This is a genomic window from Micromonospora globosa, assembly GCF_000717585.1.
Lineage (GTDB): Bacteria > Actinomycetota > Actinomycetes > Mycobacteriales > Micromonosporaceae > Micromonospora > Micromonospora aurantiaca.
On the sequence record NZ_JNZR01000005.1, the window covers coordinates 61,015 to 78,938 of the forward strand.

Consider the following 17,924-nt stretch of genomic DNA (forward strand, 5'->3'; position numbering starts at 1 on the left):
GTCAGCGGGCGGAGAACGCCAGCGTGTACTCGCCGGAGCCGGACAACCCGAGGACGCGGTACCGGTATGCACCGGCCTGGGTCTCGGTGGTCAGGCGGGCTGTGCCGTCGGCGGTGGCCGCGCGGGCCACGGTGCGGAACGCGCCGCCGGTGAAGCGTTGCAGCTCCAGCACCACCCGGGCGCCGTCCGGCGCGGACAGGCACGCCTCCTGGGTGCCGTCGGGCACCCGGTAGAAGCGCCCGTCCGGCTGGACCTGGGTCCGTCCGGCGGCGATCCGGCCGGTCCGGCTCACCTGGCCGGAGCACTCGGTGTCGTCCGCCGGCGGGGTGGGCTCGGCGGTCGCGGGCGGGGTGGTCTCGCCGCCGCCCGCAGGCGGCTGCGTGGGCGCGGGCTGGTCGCCTGCGGTGACGAGCGTCAGGTTGTTGCGCTGGAGGATCTCGTTGACCGGCTGGAAGAACGTGGTGCCGCCCCGGGTGCAGTCGCCGGATCCGCCGGACGTGACGCCCTGCGCCTGGTCGCCGGAGAGCCACGCGCCGCCGGAGTCACCCGGCTCGGCGCAGACGTTCGTCCGGGTCAGCCCGGTGACGGTGCCCTCCGGGTAGTTGACTGTGGCGTTCTTCGCCTGGATCAGGCCGCAGCGGGTGCCGGTGGTGGAGCCGGACCGGCAGATCGACGCGCCCACCGGCGCCTCGGTGGAGCCGTTCACCGCCACCGTGCCGCCGTCGTTGAAGTCGGTCACCACGCCCTGCGGCGTCCAGTCGGCGTTCACCCGCACGAACGCCCAGTCGTCACCCGGGAACGAGGACGCGGCGAACGTGCCCTGGGCGACCCGGTTGGATCCGGTGGTGCGGTCCCCCGGCCGGCCGCAGTGCCCGGCGGTGACGAACCCGCCGACCACTGAGAAGCCGACCGAGCAGCGGCCCGCGTTGTTGATCAGGTAGGCGTCGCCGCCCCGCACGTCGAACAGCGGGCGCGGGGCCTCGTCGGCGGTCCGCACCCGAACCATCGCGGCCTTCGACCCGGCGGCGGCGGCGAGCCGTCGGCCGTCGGCCTCCGCGCCCGGCCGGGCGATCACGACCACCGCGTTGTCTGCCACGTCGACGTACCAGCCGGCCACGTCCGGGCTGGCGTCGGCGCCCGCCGCGTCCAGCCGGCTCTTCACCGCGTCCAGCTCGGCGACGCCGCGGGCCACCCGCTTCGGAACCGCGCCCGCCGCCCGTACCCGCGCCTCGCCGGCCGGATCGGCCACCGCCACGGTGAGCGTGGCGCCGTCCGCGCTGAGCCAGCTTCCGCCGTAACCGGCGCCGAGTTCGCCGCGCAGCCGGGTGACGGTGCCGGCCGCCCACCGCTCGGTCCGCAGCCGCTTCACCGCCTGGTCGCGGGTCAGCGCGAGGTCGCGGCCCATCGCGTCCAGAACCTCCGGGGCGACGCCGTCGGCCGCCGGCGCGGCCCGCCGGGGTTCCTCACCGGCGAACGACGGTACGGTCACCGCCGCCGTCAACCCGGCCGCCGCCACCAGTACGCCGATGGCTGTCATCCGTCTGCGGTCCATCCGCCACGCTCCTCCCGACCGGCGCAGGGGCACGCCGGCCATCGGGAGGTACGGAGACGGACGCCGATCGGATGAGTGCGGTCACCACGTTTCGACACCGCGTGTCGGGGCGTACCCGGAAAGCGACGGCGCCGGCCCACCGCGGACGGTGGACCGGCGCGCGGCGCGGTCGGGTCAGACCTCGACGACGGTCGGGACGATCATGGGCCGACGGCGGTACGCGTCGTTGACCCAGCGGCCCACCGTGCGGCGGACGATCTGCTGGAGCTGGTGCGGGTCGGTGATGCCGTCCGCGGCGGCCCGGTTCAGCGCCTCGGTGACCAGCGGGACCACCGCGTTGAACGCCTCCGGGTCCTCGGAGAAGCCCTTCGCCGAGACGGTCGGGCCGGCGACCACCTTGCCGGTGACCGAGTCGACCACGACTGTCGCGGCGATGAACCCGCCGTCGCCCAGGATCCGGCGTTCGGTGAGCAGCGACTCGCTGACGTCGCCGACGGCGAGACCGTCGACGTAGACGTACCGGCTCTTGACCCGCCCGACCAGGCTGGCGCGGCCCTCGACCAGGTCGACCACGTCGCCGTCCTCGCAGAGCACGACCCGGTCCGGCGCGACGCCGGACTCGATGCCGAGCCGGGCGTGCGCCCGCAGGTGCCGCCACTCGCCGTGCACCGGCATCAGGTTGCTCGGGCGTACCACGTTGAGCAGGTAGAGCAGCTCACCGGCCGGGGCGTGGCCGGAGACGTGCACCTTCGCGACGTCCTTGTGCACCACCACGGCGCCGGCCCGGGCCAGCCGGTTGATCACCCGGTAGACCGAGGTCTCGTTGCCGGGCACCAGCGAGGACGCCAGCACCACCGTGTCGCCAGGGGCGATGGTGATGTGCCGGTGGTCGCCGCTGGCCATCCGGCCCAGCGCGCTCATCGGCTCGCCCTGCGAACCGGTGGACATCAGCACGATCTGCTCGGGCGGCAGGTTCGTGGCCTCCTCGATCCCGACCACCAGGCCGGGCGGGATGTTGAGCAGGCCCAGGTCGCGGGCGATGCCCATGTTGCGGACCATGGACCGGCCGATCAGCGCCACCTTGCGGCCGTGCTCGACGGCCGAGTCGAAGACCTGCTGCACCCGGTGCACGTGCGAGGCGAACGAGGCGACGATGATCCGCCCCTTGGCCTTCGCGAAGATCGAGTCGAGGACCGGGCCGATCTCCCGCTCCGGCGTGACGAACCCGGGGATCTCCGCGTTCGTCGAGTCGGACAGCAGCAGGTCGACGCCCTCGGCGCCGAGCCGGGCGAACCCGGCCAGGTCGGTGATCCGCCCGTCGAGCGGAAGCTGGTCCATCTTGAAGTCGCCGGTGTGCAGCACCAGGCCGGCCGGCGTACGGATGGCCACCGCCAGCGCGTCCGGGATCGAGTGGTTCACCGCGAAGAACTCGCACTCGAACGGGCCCAGCCGTTCCCGGCCGCCCTCCCGCACGGTCAGCGTGTACGGCTGGATCCGCCGCTCGGCCAGCTTCGCCTCGACGAGCGCGAGCGTGAACTGCGAGCCCACCAGCGGGATGTCCGGCTTGTGCGCGAGCAGGTACGGCACCGCGCCGATGTGGTCCTCGTGGCCGTGCGTGAGCACGATCGCCTGCACGTCGGCCAGCCGGTCCAGGATCGGGCCGAAGTCGGGCAGGATCAGGTCCACGCCCGGCTGCTCGACGTCGGGGAACAGCACCCCGCAGTCGACGATCAGCAGCTTGCCGTCGTACTCGAAGACGGTCATGTTCCGGCCGATGGCGCCGAGTCCGCCGAGCGGGATGATCCGCAGGCCGCCCTCGGGCAGCGGCGGGGGCAGTTCACCCTCGATGTGCGCCTCGGTCACGCGTCACCTCATTCTGCGACGCCGTCGCGCGGCGTCCGTCGTGTCGTTGATTCATTCGGGCAGGGGCAGGCCCGCCGCGGCGCAGTCGGCGCGCAGCTGGGCCAGTTCGTCACCGGTGGCGTCGACGAGCGGCGGCCGCACCGGGCCGGCCGGGCGACCCTGCGCCCCCAGGCCGGCCTTGACCAGGATCGTGCCCTGGGTGCGGAAGATGCCGGTGTAGAGCGGCAGCAACCGTCGGTGCAGGGCGAGCGCACCGGCGTTGTCGCCCGCCTCGAACGCCTCGATCATCTGCTTGGTCAGCGCGCCGGTGAAGTGGGTGGAGGTGCCGACCACGCCGACCGCGCCGATCGACAGCATCGGCAGGGTGAGCGCGTCCTCGCCGCTGTAGTAGGCCAGGTCGGTGCGGCTGAGCACCTCCGACGTGGCGAACAGGTCGCCCTTGGCGTCCTTCACCGCGACGATCCGGCCGTGCTCGGCCAGCTTGACGAGCGTCTCGGTGGCGATCGCCACGCCCGCGCGGTGCGGGATGTCGTAGAGCATGACCGGCAGGCCGGTGGCGTCCGCGACTGTGGTGAAGTGTCGCAGCAGCCCGGCCTGCGGCGGCTTGTTGTAGTACGGCGTGACCACCAGCAGGCCGTGCGCACCGGCCTTCTCGGCCTGCGTGGCCAGCTCGACTGTGTGCCGGGTGTCGTTGGTGCCCACACCGGCGACGATGCGGGCCCGGTCGCCGACCGCCTCGACCACGGTGCGGATCAGCGACTCCTTCTCCGCCTCCGTGGTGGTCGGGGACTCGCCGGTGGTGCCGTTGAGCACCAGCGCGTCGTTGCCCTGCTCGTCGACGAGATATTCGGCCAGCCGGGCGGCGCCGTCGAGATCCAGGCCGCCGTCCGGCGTGAACGGGGTCACCATGGCCGTCATCACTCGCCCGAACGGGCGCGACGCGCCCCGGCTCGGGGCGGCGGAGTGGTCGTGCGTCATGCTCACAACCTAGCGGACGGCCGCCGGTGGCCCGGCGGCGAAGGGCGACGAGTCACTCCGCGTGCGGCGACGCAGCCACCTCGGAGCCGTCGGGCAGGGTGGAGATCACGAAGTCGGCGAAGACGTTCGGCGCGACACCCTTGAGCTGGCGCAGGCACTCCACCGCCAGCTCGCGGATCTCCACGTCGGCGTGCTCGGTGGCGCGCATCTTCACGAAGTGCCGCCAGGCCCGGTAGTTGCCGGTCACCACGATCCGGGTCTCGGTGGCGTTCGGCAGCACCGCCCGGGCCGCCTGGCGGGCCTGCTTGCGGCGCAGCGTCGGGTTGGGCTCGTCGGTGAAGCGGGCCTCCAGCCCTTCCAGCAGCTCGGTGTACGCCCGCACCGCCGCGTCGGTGGCCTCGACGAACTTCTTGTGCAGCTCCGGGTCGTCGGCGATCACCGACGGCTCGACCATCGCCGCGTCCCGCTCGGGCACGTAGCGCTGGGAGAGCTGGGAGTAGGAGAAGTGCCGGTGCCGGATCAGCTCGTGGGTGAACGAGCGGGAGACGCCGCTGAAGTAGAAGCTCACCGAGCCGTGCTCCAGCACGCTCAGGTGGCCGACCTCCAGGATGTGCGCCAGGTAACCGGCGTTGGTGGCGGTGGCCGGATTCGGCTTCTTCCAGCTCTGGTAGCAGGCCCGGCCGGCGAACTCGGCGAGCGCCTGCCCACCGTCGGCGTCGGTGGACCAGGGCACCTCTTCGGGCGCCTGGAACTGGGTCCACGCGATCAACTTGACCTGGGGCTGAACCATCTCCGGCATTCCTGCGACTGTAGTTGGCCCGCGCCCGGCGTGGAAATCGGGCACGCGGCCGGCCAGCGGGCGCTCCGCCCAGGTGTCTCGGCCTGAGTCGTCCGATATCGCCGCTCCGGCTCTCAAGATCTTGGTAGGAAATGGCCCCCATAGGGGCGCTGCGCTTCCAAGATCTTCTCCGATCCCGCTTTGCGGAACATCGAACCCGGATAGCGGGAGCGCTCCGGCGGAGAGGGCGGAGAGCGCTAGACGTAGAGCGAGGTGAAGGGTGCCCAGGGCAGGTTGCGGACGACCGAGAAGACCCCCCACGCGGCCAGGAACACGCCGATGACCTTGGGGCTGAACTGGATCTCGGGCAGCTTCCAGCCGAACGCCCGGTTGCCGGCCCAGGCCACGAAGAGCCAGGCCAGGAACGGCAGCGCGAAGACGAACAGGAAGTGGTGCCGGGCGGCGGCGGGCAGGTCGCCGTGCAGCACGTACCAGAGCGCGCGGGTGCCGCCGCAGCCCGGGCAGTCCAGCCCCGTGGTCAGCTTGAGCAGGCAGGTCGGTGCGGCGTCCGGGTCGCTGCGGGTCGGGTCGCTGATCAGGGCGTACGCGATGCCGAGGCCGACGCAGCCGAGCGCGGCCAGCGGCACCGCCCAGCGCGGGGCGCGGGCGTGCAGGCGCAGCACCATCCGGGTGAACCGGTCGGCCTCGACCGGCTGGTACGCCACCGGGTAACCCGGCCACGGCGCTCCGGGCGCTCCCGGCGCTCCGGCAGGGGTGTGCGCTCCGGCGTGCGCGAACGCGGGCGCCAGGGCGTGATCGTGCGCGTCGGCGGCCGACGACAGCCCGCCGGGTGCCGGGGCGTACGCGTCCGGAGATGGGCCGGCGAGCGCGTGCGACGGCGATCCGGACTCCGGCTGCGCGTGCCCGTGCGGGTGCGGCTGGGGGTGCGGGTCGGGCGCGGTGGCAGGCCGGTCAACGCTCGTCACGCGCTCACCGTACACCGGCCACGCCCACCAGCGCGGCGGCCAGCGGCCCCGCGAGGTCGCCCGCGGCGGGCGGGGCGACCGCGTCCAGGCCGAGCCAGCCGGCCAGCCGGTAGAGCTCGGCGGCGAGCGCCACTGCCGTCTCCCCCGGGTCGGCGCCCGGCTCGACCCAGGCGGCCGGCACCAGCAGCGCCCCGGCCTTCCGGTCGGCCTTCAGGTCGACGCGGGCGGTGAAGCGCTCGCCCTGTCGGAACGGCAGCACGTAGTAGCCGTAGACCCGCTGGGGCGCCGGCACGTAGATCTCGATCCGGTAGGTGAAGCCGAACAGCCGCTCGGTGCGCGCCCGCTCCCAGACCAGCGGGTCGAACGGGCTGACCAGCGTGTTGCCGCGTACCCAGCGGGGCAGCCGCGCGTCGGCGTGCAGGTAGGCCGGCTGCCGCCAGCCCTGCACCGTGACCGGGGTCAGTTCGCCCGCCTCGACCAGCTCGGCCACCGCCCGCCGCGCCCCGGCGACCGGCAGCCGGAAGTAGTCGCGCAGGTCCGTCTCGGCGGCGACGCCGAGCGAGCGGGCGGCGATCGACACGAGCGACCGGTGCGCCTCGGCGTCGCCCGGGGTGGGCGCGTCCAGCACGGCGGCCGGGAGCACCCGCTCGGGCAGGTCGTAGCGGCGGGCGAACGAGTTGGTGCGGTCGGCGGCGGTGACCTCGCCGGCCCAGAACAGGAACTCCAGCGCCCGCTTCACGGCCGACCAGTTCCAGCCCCAGTTGCCGGTCTCCCGCGGGGCGTCGTGCTCGATCTCGGCCGCGGTCAGCGGCCCCCGGGCGGCCACCTCGTCGCGGACCCAGGCGACCAGCTCGGGCTGCTCCTCGGCGATCCGGCGCATGCCGCCCCACGCCTCGTCGCGGGCCTTGGCCATCCGCCAGCGCAACGCCGGGTGCAGCCCCACCGGGACCAGCGACGCCTCGTGCGCCCAGTATTCGAACAGCTCACGCGGGCGGCGGTAGGCGGCGGTGTCCAGCAGGGCGGTCGGGTACGGCCCGAGCCGGCTGTAGAGCGGCAGGTAGTGCGCGCGCTGGAGCACGTTCACCGAGTCCATCTGGATCAGCCCGACCCGGTCGAGCACCCGGCGCAGGTGGCGGCGGGTGGGCACGCCTGAAGGCGCCGGGTCGGCGAAGCCCTGGGCGGCCAGGGCGATCCGGCGGGCCTGGGCGAGGGAGAGCGATTCCGGTACGGCCATCGTCGGCGACCCTAATCCAGCGGTACGACATCGGGAGCGGCGGCTGGACCGATCGCCCGTCGGGGCATAGAACGGACAGGTGCTCACCATTCGCCGGGAGGAACCGGACGACGCCGAGGCCATCGCCCGGGTGCACGTCCACGGCTGGCAGGCCGGGTACGCCGGGATCATGCCCGAGGAGGTGCTGAGCCGGCTGAACCCGCGCGCCTGGGCGCAGCGCCGCCGCGACCTCGGCACCGCCGACCCGGAGCACCCGTTCACCACGCTCGTCGCCGTGGACGGCGGCACGATCGTCGGGTTCACCACGTTCGGGCCGTACCGGAACAACCAGGACCGCGGCGACCTCGACCCGGCGCACGGCGAGCTGCTGGCGATCTACCTGGAACCGGCGCACTGGGGTTCGGGCGCCGGCCGGACGCTGCTCGCGGCGGCCCGGGACGGCCTGGCCGAGCGGGGCTGGACCGGGTACCGGCTCTGGGTGCTCGCCGACAACGCCCGGGCCCGCCGCTTCTACGAGCGGGCCGGGCACTCACCGGACGGTGAGGAGTCCGCCTACCCGGTGCCGCTGTCCGGTGGCCGCACCCCGATCCTGCTCCGCGAGCTGCGGTACACCACCGGAGGCTGACCCGGCCGGGACGCCGTCGCCGGGACGCCCGCCGCCGGCCGGCGTGAGCCAGCGCCGGACCGGCAGCCCGAGCAGCAGCGCCAGGCTGATCCACACGTACGTGTTGCTGCCGAGGAAGCCGTCCACGCCAGTGAAGTCCTTCTCCCAGGACCAGACGATCCGGCTGCACAGCAGCGCGTACCCGATCAACGCGGCGGCCAGCAGCAGACGGCGCCGGCGGCTGCGCGCGGGCGCCGCCATGCCGTTGTCGACGAGCAGGATCAGGCCGGGCAGCAGCCAGACCAGGTGGTGCACCCAGGTGACCGGGCTGACCAGGCACATCACGGCACCGGTGAGGGCCAGGCCGGTGGCCTCGTCGCCGGCGGCCACCGCCGCCCGCGAACGCCACGCCCACACCACGAGCGTCAGGAGTACGAGCACCAGCCAGGCGATCGTGCTCGGGTGCTGCGGGTCGAGCCGGGCGACCACCCCGCGCAGCGACTGGTTGGAGACGAACGCCAGCTCGCCGACCCGGTCGGTGTTCCACAGCGCCTCGGTCCAGAACTCCCGGGACGCGTCGGGGAAGAGACCGGCGGCCACGAGCGTGGCGACGGCGGCCGTGCCGACTGTGGTCAGCGCGGCCCGCCAGCGGCCGGTGACCAGCAGGTAGACGATGAAGATGCCGGGCGTCAGCTTGATCGCGGTGGCCAGGCCGATGCCCACGCCCGCCCAGCGGCTGCGCGCCGGCAGCAGCCACAGCAGGTCCACCGCCACCAGGAACAGCAGCAGCATGTTGACCTGGCCGAAGTTGACCGTCTCGCGCATCGGCTCGTACGCGGCCGCCAGGCAGAGCGCCACAGCGAGCGCGAACCAGCGGGTCCAGCCGGACCGGCGGGCCACCGGGTCCAGCAGCCGCCAGATCACCACGGCGCTCGCCAGCACCGTCGCGGTCACGCTCACCACGATCGCCGCGCCCCACGGCAGGTACGCCATCGGCAGCATCACCAGTGCGGCGAACGGCGGATAGGTGAAGCCGTACTGCGTGCCGGGGCGCAGGAAGTCGTAGATCTCCCCGCCGTCACGCGCCCAGTACGTCAGCGCGCCGTAGTAGACCTGGAGGTCGAAGAAGCCGTGCCGCACCGCCGCCACGGAGAGGAACACGGTGACCGCCGCGGCGAGCGCCACCACGGCGACGACCTGCGTGATCGTCCGCCCGGCACCCTGCGCCACCGTCACCCTCCTCGCCCTGCGTAGGCTCACGTGCCATGGCTGCAGGCTACGTCCGGCCCGCGCGTCCCGAGGACGCCGGCGAGATCGCACGCATCCAGCTCGCGACCTGGCGGGTCGCGTACCGCCGGATCCTGCCACGGCACGTGCTCGACAACCTCGACGAGGCGTACCTCGCGCGGCGGTGGAGTGCGGCGGTGCAGGAGCCGCCCTCGGGCGCGCACCGGGTGCTGGTCGCCGTCGAACAGGCGGCGCAATCCTATCTGGTGGGGTTCGTCGCCTCCGGTCCGGCCGACGCCGACGCGCTCGCCCCCGACGAGCCGGCCGAGGCGCTCGGCTCGGACGTCGCCGCGGTCACGGATCTGCTGGTCGAGCCCCGGTGGGGGCGGCGCGGGCACGGCAGCCGGCTGCTCGCCGCGGCCGTCGACCACTGGCGCGCCGACGGTCTGACCCGGGCGGTGGCGTGGGCGTTCGACGCCGACGCCGCGACCCGGAAGTTCCTCGGCTCGACCGGCTGGGAGCCGGACGGAGCGGCCCGCGCGCTGGACGTGGACGACATGCTGGTCCCCCAGATCCGCCTGCACGTGGCAGTCCCGGAGGAAAATCTTCCGCCGCAGCGATGAGTTCCGCTCGTCTCGCCGGTCCACCCTCGCGTGGGTGGGCCGGCGGTCCCGGCACGGGGCAGGACCGCCACCCCACCCGCCGCACCCCGCCCCGATCCAGTCGATCATGAAGTTGGCGGCCTTTTCGATCTCCCCAACTGCCGCCAACCTCATGATCGGCCAGGTACAGGCCGGGGGGGGTGAGGGTGAGGGGGAGGGTGGGGGTCAGGCTGGGGGGAGTTCGGCTACCAGTTCTTCGTCCTCCATCGCGCCTGTGGGGTGGAAACCCAGGGACGTGTAGAGGGCGGCGGCGGGCTTGTTGTCGGGGTGGTAGCTCAGGCGGATCGGCCGGCCCGCCTCGGCGAGCCAGTCGGCGAGCGTCCGCACTGTGGCGCGGCCCAGGCCCCGCCCCTGCTCGGCGGCGTCGATCACCATGCCGCCGATCCAGCGCGACTCGTCGTCGTCCACGCCCCACATGACGTGGCCGACGACCGTCTCGTCGGCGTAGACGGCCAGCGAGTTCCAGACGTCCGAGCGCTCGGTGAGAAGCAGGTAACGGGCGGCCAGCGCGGCCACGAAGGCGCGCTGGTCGTCGTGCGGCGCGACGTCCGCCACGGCCCGCCAGTTGTCGTCGTCCACCGGGCGCAGCGTCACCCGGCGGCCGGTGCGGTCGGAGTGTCCGGAATCGATCATGAAAACAGCCTAGGTCCACGCCGCCGACCAGGCAAAACGGTTTCCCGCAGCAGGCCGGAGCACGCCGCGCGACGGATCAGTCGAGCAGGGCGTCCAGGCCGACTGTGAGACCGGGCCGGCGACCCACCTCCCGGACCGCGAGCAGCACGCCGGGCATGAACGACACCCGGTCGTACGAGTCGTGCCGGATGGTGAGCGTCTCGCCGGTGGTGCCGAACAGCACCTCCTGGTGGGCGACCAGGCCGGTGGCGCGTACCGCGTGCACGCGTACCCCGTCGATGTCGGCACCGCGGGCGCCGGCCACCTCGTCGCGGGTCGCGTCCGGCGCGGGCCCCAGGCCGGCGTCGGCGCGGGCGGCGGCGATCAGCCGGGCCGTGTGGGTGGCGGTGCCGCTCGGCGCGTCCAGCTTGCGCGGGTGGTGCTGCTCGACGATCTCGACCGACTCGAAGTAGCGGGCGGCGCGCGCCGCGAACTGCATCATCAGCACCGCGCCGATGCCGAAGTTGGGGGCGATCACCACGCCTACGCCAGGCCGGCCGGCGAGCCAGCCCCGCACCTCGGCGAGCCGCTGCCCGGTGAAGCCGGTGGTGCCGACCACCGCGTGCACGCCGTGCTCGACGCACCAGCGCAGGTTGTCCATGACCGCGTCGGGGGTGGTGAAGTCGACGACCACTTCGGCACCCGCCTGCGCCACCGCCTCCAGGTCGTCGCCCTGGTCGACGGCCGCGACCAGCTCCAGGTCGGCGGCGGAGTCGACCGCCTTGCAGACCTCCATGCCCATCCGGCCCCGGGCACCGAGCACACCGACCCGGGCCGCCGTCTTCTGCTGCTCAGTCACGGGCCACAACCTATCCCAGCGCCCGGCACGGGATCCGGCGGACCGGCGCGGCGCTCAGGACCGGTGGGGCGCTCAGCTCGTGGCCGTGAAGCTGCCGGAGTCGAACGGACCCACCACGGCAAGCGACATGGGCCGGCCGAGCAGGTCGGCGGCGAGCATGTTCACGTCGTCGAGCGTCACCGCGTCCACCCGGGCCAGCAGGTCGTCCACCGGCATCAGGTTGCCGTAGAGCAGCTCCCCCTTGGCGAGCCGGCTCATCCGCGAGCCGGTGTCCTCCAGCCCGAGCACGAACGAGCCCTTGCTCATCCCCTTGCCCCGGGCCAGTTCCGCCTCGGTGATCCCCTCGGCGGCCACCCGCGCCAGCTCCGCGCGGGTCAGGTCCAGCACCTCGTCCACCTTGCCCGGCGCGCACCCGGCGTAGACGGCGAACACGCCGCTGTCGGCGTACTGGCTGGCGTAGGAGTAGACCGAGTACGCCAGGCCACGCTGCTCCCGGATCTCCTGGAACAGCCGGCTGGACATGCCGCCGCCGAGCACGTTGTTGAGCACGCCGAGCGCGAACCGCCTGTCGTCGGTGCGGTCGATCCCCGGGCAGCCGAGGATGACGTGCGCCTGCTCGGTCTCCTTCGGCTCGACGAGCGTGGTGGCCGGCTTGGTGCGTACCGTCGGGGTGGCCGCGCGGTGCGGCGCCGGCGACGCCGGGTCGGTGTCCAGCGGGGTGCCGCGCAGCGCCTGCCGGACCAGCTTGACCACTGCGGCGTGGTCGAGGTTGCCGGCGGCGGCGATCACGATCTGCGGCGCGGTGTAGCGGCGGCGGTAGAAGCCCTGGATCTGCCGCCGGGTCATCGGCGTGACCGTCTCCTCGGTGCCGGAGATGAGCCGGCCCAGCGGGTGGTCGCCGTAGACGGCGCGGGCGAACAGGTCGTGCACCTCGTCGCCGGGCTCGTCGTCGTGCATGGCGATCTCTTCGAGGATGACGCCGCGTTCGGTCTCCACGTCGGCGGCGGTCAGCACCGAGTCGGCGACCAGGTCGCACATGACGTCGATGGCCAGCGGCAGGTCCTCGTCCAGCACCCGCGCGTAGTAGCAGGTGTATTCCTTCGTGGTGAAGGCGTTCGTCTCGCCGCCCACGGCCTCGATCTGCGACGAGATCTCCAGCGCGCTGCGTTTGTTGGTGCCCTTGAACAGCAGGTGCTCCAGGAAGTGCGCGGCGCCGGCCTGCGAGCCGGTCTCGTCGCGCGAGCCGACCGCCACCCAGATGCCGAACGACACGCTGCGCATCGCCGGGATCGCCTCGGTGAGCACCCGCAGCCCGCTGGGCAGCACGGTACGGCGGACGGTGCCGCCGAGCGGGTCGTCGCTGAGCGTCCGGGTGACCGCGCGGGCCGCCGAACCGGTCGACGCCACCCCCCGTCCCGTCGAGGCGACTGACGAACTCACGAGAACCTGCTCTCCGGATGACGAGGAACGGCGGGACGTACGACGGCTCCAGCTCGCGCAGGCGACCTGGAGCCGTGGGCCGGCCCGGGCGACGCGGACGTCACCCGGGCCGGTCGGTGGATCAGCTGTGCCGGGTCCGGCGACGCGGACGGGACTCGCCGCCGCCCTCGCCACCCTCGGAGCGACGCTCGCCACCCTCGGAGCGACGCTCGCCACCCTCGGAGCGACGCTCGCCACCCCGGTCACCGCGGTCACGCGGGCCACGGTCGCCGCCGCGGTCCCGGCCCGACGGACGGTCGCCACCGGCCGCCTCACCGGCGGCCGGCGCCTCAGCGCCCTCCGGACGGATCTTGTCCAGGTAGATCTTGCCGCGGGCGTCGATGTCCGCGATCTCCACCTCGACCTTGTCGCCGACGTTGAGGAAGTCCTCGACCTTCTCGACCCGCTTGCCGTCGCCCACCTTGGAGATGTGCAGCAGGCCGTCACGGCCCGGCAGGAGCGAGATGAAGGCACCGAACGCGGCGGTCTTCACCACGGTGCCGAGGAACCGCTCCCCGACCTTGGGCAGCGTCGGGTTGGCGATCCCGTTGATCCGGTCCACAGCGGCCTGGGCCGACGGGCCGTTGGTCGCGCCGACGTAGATGGTGCCGTCGTCCTCGATGGAGATCTCGGCGCCGGTCTCGTCCTGGATCGCGTTGATGGTCTGGCCCTTCGGGCCGATCACCATGCCGATCTTGTCGACCGGGATCTTCACGGTGGTCACCCGCGGCGCGTAGTCCGACATCTCGGCCGGCGCCTCGATGGCCCGCTGCATCACGTCGAGGATGGTCTGCCGGGCCTCGTGCGCCTGCTGGAGCGCGGCGGCCAGCACGTCCGACGGGATGCCGTCCAGCTTGGTGTCGAGCTGGAGCGCGGTGACGAAGTCACGGGTGCCGGCGACCTTGAAGTCCATGTCGCCGAACGCGTCCTCGGCGCCGAGGATGTCGGTCAGCGTCACGTACTGGGTCTTGCCGTCGACCTCGTCGGAGATGAGGCCCATGGCGATGCCGGCGACCGGCGCCTTCAGCGGCACACCGGCCGAGAGCAGGCCCAGCGTCGAGGCGCAGACCGAACCCATCGAGGTGGAGCCGTTGGAGCCGAGCGCCTCGGAGACCTGCCGGATGGCGTACGGGAACTCCTCGCGCGAGGGCAGCACCGGGATCAGCGCCCGCTCGGCGAGCGCACCGTGGCCGATCTCGCGCCGCTTCGGCGAGCCGACCCGGCCGGTCTCACCGGTCGAGTACGGCGGGAAGTTGTAGTTGTGCATGTAGCGCTTGCGGTTCTCCGGGGACAGCGTGTCCACCATCTGCTCCATGCGCAGCATGTTCAGCGTGGTGACGCCCAGGATCTGGGTCTCGCCGCGCTCGAACAGCGCCGAGCCGTGCACCCGCGGCAGCACGCCGACCTCGGCGCTCAGCGGACGGATGTCACGCGGGCCGCGGCCGTCGATGCGGACCTGCTCGCGCAGCACCCGGTTGCGGACCTCGGACTTGGTCAGCGAGCGGAACGCGGCGGACAGCTCCTTCTCGCGGCCCTCGAACCGGCCGGTCAGCTCCTCGGCGACCTTGGCCTTGATCCGGTCCAGGGCCTCCTCGCGGTCGGCCTTGCCGGCGATCTTCAGGGCCTCGGTGACGTCGGCGCGGGCCACGTCGGCCACGGCGTCGTAGACGTCGTCCTGGTAGTCCAGGAAGACCGGGAACTCGCTGACCGGCTTGGCGGCGACCTCGGCCAGCTCGCTCTGCGCCCGGCACAGCTCACGGATGGCCGGCTTGGCGGCCTCCAGGCCGCTGGCCACGATCTCCTCGGTCGGCGCGGTGGCGCCGTCGGAGATCAGGGCCACCGCGTTCGGGGTGGCCTCGGCCTCGACCATCATGATCGCGACCTCGCCGTCGGCGAGGGTGCGGCCGGCCACGACCATGTCGAAGGTGGCCCGGGCCAGCTCCTCCAGGGTCGGGAAGGCGACCCACTGGCCGTCCACGTGCGCGACCCGGGTCGCGCCGATCGGGCCGGAGAACGGCAGGCCGGAGAGCTTGGTCGACATCGAGGCGGCGTTGATGGCCACCACGTCGTACGGGTGCTGCGGGTCGAGCGCCAGCACGGTCTCGACGACCTGGACCTCGTTGCGCAGGCCCTTGACGAACGACGGGCGCAGCGGCCGGTCGATCAGCCGGCAGGTGAGGATGGCGTCCTCGCTGGGCCGGCCCTCGCGGCGGAAGAACGAGCCGGGGATGCGGCCCGCGGCGTACATCCGCTCCTCGACGTCCACCGTCAGCGGGAAGAAGTCGAACGACTCGCGCGGCTGCTTGCCGGCGGTGGTGGCGGAGAGGACGACCGTCTCGCCGAGCTGGGCGACGACGGAGCCGGCGGCCTGACGGGCCAGGCGGCCGGTGGAGAAGGTGATCTCACGGGTGCCGAAGGACCCGTTGTCGATCACCGCGGTGCGGGATTCGGTGCCGAGGTTGGTCTCGGTCATGTGCTGTGGTGCTCCTTCGCGTCGTCGGCCGACGACACGGGAACTGCTCAGGCGGCCGGTCTTCGATCGAAGCGCCCGGGGTGGCCGGCGTCGTGCCGGGATTCCCGGGGGCCACTACCGGAGACCGGTGCTGACCGGCTCCCTCTTCGGGTGTCGCGCGGCCGGGTTCTTCGGTGGTACTGCAACGGGGGAGCGGCCAGGCGGCCACTCCCCCGTCAGGTCATCGGCGCAGGCCGAGCCGCTCGATGAGCGACCGGTAGCGGTTGATGTCCTTCTTCTGGACGTAGTTCAGCAGCCGGCGGCGCCGGCCGACCAGCAGCAGCAGCCCACGGCGGCTGTGGTGGTCGTGCTTGTGCACCTTCAGGTGCTCGGTGAGCTCCGCGATCCGCTTGGTCAGGACCGCGACCTGCACCTCGGGCGAGCCGGTGTCGCCCTCGGCGGTCGCGTACTCCTGGCGGATCTTGGCCTTGGCTTCCTGGTCGAGCGCCATGTTCTCCCTGTTTCGTGGGTCATTCGATGAGGTCCGGAGCGGTCGTGGTGACCGGTGCAACGGACCGGTTCCTCGCACCCGCGGCGTCGTGCAGGCACGCGAGGCCCCCGTCGGTCAGCCGACGTCTCCGTCAGCCTACCAGCCCTCGGGACGGACGGCCGGTCAAGGTGGCCCCGCGCCGGTCAGAGCACCGCCCGGCGGGTGCGTTCCACGTCCTCGGCGATCTGGGCCACCAGCGGTTCGATCGCGTCGTATGTCCGCTGCTCACGCAGGTGCGCCACGAAGTCCAGGGCCAGCCGCTCGCCGTACAGGTCGCCGCTGAAGTCCAGCGCGTACGCCTCCACCCGCCGCTCCCGGCCGGAGAACGTCGGGTTGGTGCCGATCGACACGGCCGCCGCCAGCGGTTCGCCGTCGCGGCGCACCAGGCGGGCCGCGTACACCCCGTCGGCCGGCACCGCCGCGTACCTGTGGGTCAGCAGGTTGGCGGTGGGGTAACCCAGCTCACGTCCGCGCTGGTCGCCGCGGACCACCACGCCCTCGACGCGGTGCGGGCGGCCGAGCGCCGCCGCCGCCGCGCCCACGTCCCCCGCGTCGACGCAGGACCGGATGTACGTGGAGGAGAAGACGGTCCCCGCCTCGGCGACCAGCGGCGCCCCCTCGACGGCGAACCCGAAGGTGCGGCCCAGCCGCTCCAGCAGCGGCACGTCACCGGCGGCCCGGTGCCCGAACCGGAAGTTGTCGCCGACCACCACCAGCGCGGCGTGCAGGTGCGCGACCAGGACGTCGTGCACGAACGCCTCGGGTGGCAGCCGGGAGAACTCGACTGTGAACGGCACCACGCAGAGCACGTCCACGCCGAGCGCCTCGATCAGCTCGGCCTTGCGGGCCGGCTCGGTCAGGACCGCCGGGTGCGAGCCGGGGCGTACCACCTCGGCCGGGTGCGGGTCGAACGTCACCACCACCGACTTGACGCCCAGCTCCCGGGCGCGCGCCACGGCGTGACCGATGGTGGCCTGGTGCCCCCGGTGCACGCCGTCGAAGACGCCGATGGTGACCACCGAGCGTCCCCAGCCGCCGGGCGCCGCCTCGTACCCCCGCCACCGCTGCATGCCGTTCCTCCCCCTGTCCGCCCGCGCGCCGTTCAGGCCGGGGCCAGCACGATCTCCGCGCGGGCCCGCCCGTCCCGCTCGCTGACGATAGCGATCAGCCCGCCCGCCGGGCCGAAGACCGCGTACGGCCCGGTGATCCCGGCGGGCGCCAGCGGCCCGCCGTGGGACAGCACCCGGGTCTCGTCGGCGGTGGCGTCCCGGCGCGGGAAGAACCGCGCGGCGGCGGCGTCCAGCGGCAGGTTCACCACGTCCGGCGCGCGCTCCTCGAGCTGGTCGAGCGTGGCCGCCTCGGCGAGCGTGAACCCGCCCACAGCGGTCCGGCGCAGCGCGGTGAGGTGACCGCCGACGCCGAGCGCCGCGCCCGCGTCGCGGGCCAGCGCCCTGATGTACGTCCCGGACGAGCAGGTCACGTCCACGTCCACGTCCACCACGTCCGGGACGTCCCGGCGGATCGCCAGCACGTCCAGCCGCGACACGGTGACCCGGCGGGCGGGCAGCTCGACCGCCTCCCCGTCGCGGACCCGCTTGTACGCCCGCTGCCCGTCGATCTTGATGGCGCTCACCGCGCTCGGCACCTGGTCGATCTCGCCGGTGAGGGCGGCCAGCGCGGCGCGCACCCCGTCGTCGGTGACCGCTCCGGCCGGGGTGGTCGCGACCACCTCGCCCTCGGCGTCGTCGGTGACCGTGGCCTGTCCCAGCCGGATCGTCGCGGCGTAGCTCTTGCCGGCGCCGATCACGTACGTGAGCAGCCGGGTCGCCCGGCCCACCCCGATCACCAGGACGCCGGTGGCCATCGGGTCGAGCGTGCCGCCGTGACCGACGCGGCGGGTACGCGCCAGCCGCCGGATGCGGGCCACGACGTCGTGCGACGTCATGCCGCCGGGCTTGTCGACCACGATCAGACCGTCTGTGCTCACGACCGCCAAGCCTGCCAGACGTCGGTGATCGGCCCTGCGGGGGATACCGCCCAGCTTCGGCGGGGTGTCAAGATCGTGCGCCAGCGCCCCGTCTGCCCGGG

16 protein-coding genes are annotated in these 17,924 nt (G+C 73.3%); 2 read left to right on the top strand and 14 right to left on the bottom strand.

Translation table 11 applies throughout. The features are described from left to right. Nucleotide 1 precedes the first annotated feature (1 nt). From IF06_RS0107525 to IF06_RS0107550, 6 genes are all read right to left on the bottom strand, one after another. A complete protein-coding gene (locus IF06_RS0107525; protein ID WP_030269823.1) occupies nucleotides 2–1,552 on the bottom strand; it encodes a S1 family peptidase in 1,551 nt (516 codons plus the stop codon). A 174-nt stretch (nucleotides 1,553–1,726) separates the two neighbouring features. Then, on the bottom strand, nucleotides 1,727–3,415 hold the full coding sequence (locus IF06_RS0107530; protein WP_013284690.1) for a ribonuclease J: 1,689 nt from the start codon (nucleotides 3,413–3,415) through the stop codon (nucleotides 1,727–1,729). A 51-nt stretch (nucleotides 3,416–3,466) separates the two neighbouring features. Then, on the bottom strand, nucleotides 3,467–4,393 hold the full coding sequence (gene dapA / locus IF06_RS0107535; protein WP_013284689.1) for a 4-hydroxy-tetrahydrodipicolinate synthase: 927 nt from the start codon (nucleotides 4,391–4,393) through the stop codon (nucleotides 3,467–3,469). Nucleotides 4,394–4,445: 52 nt separating this feature from the next. Next, nucleotides 4,446–5,183 (bottom strand): FAD-dependent thymidylate synthase, encoded by a 738-nt coding sequence (gene thyX, locus IF06_RS0107540; protein WP_013284688.1) that lies wholly within the window; start codon nucleotides 5,181–5,183, stop codon nucleotides 4,446–4,448. A 245-nt stretch (nucleotides 5,184–5,428) separates the two neighbouring features. Continuing rightward, entirely contained in the window at nucleotides 5,429–5,980 is a 552-nt protein-coding gene (locus tag IF06_RS0107545; protein WP_052166138.1) for a DUF2752 domain-containing protein, read from the bottom strand. A 181-nt stretch (nucleotides 5,981–6,161) separates the two neighbouring features. After that, entirely contained in the window at nucleotides 6,162–7,391 is a 1,230-nt protein-coding gene (locus IF06_RS0107550) for a winged helix-turn-helix domain-containing protein (RefSeq protein WP_013284686.1), read from the bottom strand. Between the two features lie 79 nt (nucleotides 7,392–7,470). Here IF06_RS0107550 and IF06_RS0107555 point away from each other — a divergent pair, with 79 nt between their 5' ends. Further along, entirely contained in the window at nucleotides 7,471–8,016 is a 546-nt protein-coding gene (locus IF06_RS0107555) for a GNAT family N-acetyltransferase (RefSeq protein WP_013284685.1), read from the top strand. On the opposite strand, the gene IF06_RS0107560 is transcribed toward IF06_RS0107555, so the two are convergent. Further along, the gene (locus IF06_RS0107560; RefSeq protein WP_013284684.1) at nucleotides 7,921–9,225 is read right to left on the bottom strand and encodes a glycosyltransferase family 87 protein; all 1,305 of its coding nucleotides are present in this window, start codon (nucleotides 9,223–9,225) and stop codon (nucleotides 7,921–7,923) included. The two genes, IF06_RS0107555 and IF06_RS0107560, sit on opposite strands and share 96 nt — an antisense overlap. Before the next feature lie 35 nt (nucleotides 9,226–9,260). Here IF06_RS0107560 and IF06_RS0107565 point away from each other — a divergent pair, with 35 nt between their 5' ends. Further along, entirely contained in the window at nucleotides 9,261–9,845 is a 585-nt protein-coding gene (locus IF06_RS0107565) for a GNAT family N-acetyltransferase (protein ID WP_013474447.1), read from the top strand. A gap of 204 nt (nucleotides 9,846–10,049) precedes the next feature. Here the strand turns inward: IF06_RS0107565 and IF06_RS0107570 are convergent, their stop codons facing one another. From IF06_RS0107570 to truB, 7 genes are all read right to left on the bottom strand, one after another. Further along, a complete protein-coding gene (locus tag IF06_RS0107570; RefSeq protein ID WP_013284682.1) occupies nucleotides 10,050–10,517 on the bottom strand; it encodes a GNAT family N-acetyltransferase in 468 nt (155 codons plus the stop codon). A gap of 76 nt (nucleotides 10,518–10,593) precedes the next feature. After that, nucleotides 10,594–11,355 (bottom strand): 4-hydroxy-tetrahydrodipicolinate reductase, encoded by a 762-nt coding sequence (gene dapB / locus IF06_RS0107575; RefSeq protein ID WP_030269829.1) that lies wholly within the window; start codon nucleotides 11,353–11,355, stop codon nucleotides 10,594–10,596. A gap of 72 nt (nucleotides 11,356–11,427) precedes the next feature. Further along, a complete protein-coding gene (locus tag IF06_RS0107580; RefSeq protein ID WP_036310419.1) occupies nucleotides 11,428–12,795 on the bottom strand; it encodes a M16 family metallopeptidase in 1,368 nt (455 codons plus the stop codon). A 121-nt stretch (nucleotides 12,796–12,916) separates the two neighbouring features. Further along, entirely contained in the window at nucleotides 12,917–15,307 is a 2,391-nt protein-coding gene (locus IF06_RS0107585) for a polyribonucleotide nucleotidyltransferase (RefSeq protein WP_013284679.1), read from the bottom strand. 220 nt (nucleotides 15,308–15,527) lie between these two features. Then, a complete protein-coding gene (gene rpsO, locus IF06_RS0107590; protein WP_013284678.1) occupies nucleotides 15,528–15,797 on the bottom strand; it encodes a 30S ribosomal protein S15 in 270 nt (89 codons plus the stop codon). Nucleotides 15,798–15,979: 182 nt separating this feature from the next. Then, a complete protein-coding gene (locus IF06_RS0107595; protein ID WP_013284677.1) occupies nucleotides 15,980–16,906 on the bottom strand; it encodes a bifunctional riboflavin kinase/FAD synthetase in 927 nt (308 codons plus the stop codon). 32 nt (nucleotides 16,907–16,938) lie between these two features. Beyond that, nucleotides 16,939–17,823 (bottom strand): tRNA pseudouridine(55) synthase TruB, encoded by an 885-nt coding sequence (truB, locus tag IF06_RS0107600; protein WP_036310423.1) that lies wholly within the window; start codon nucleotides 17,821–17,823, stop codon nucleotides 16,939–16,941. Nucleotides 17,824–17,924 lie beyond the last annotated feature (101 nt).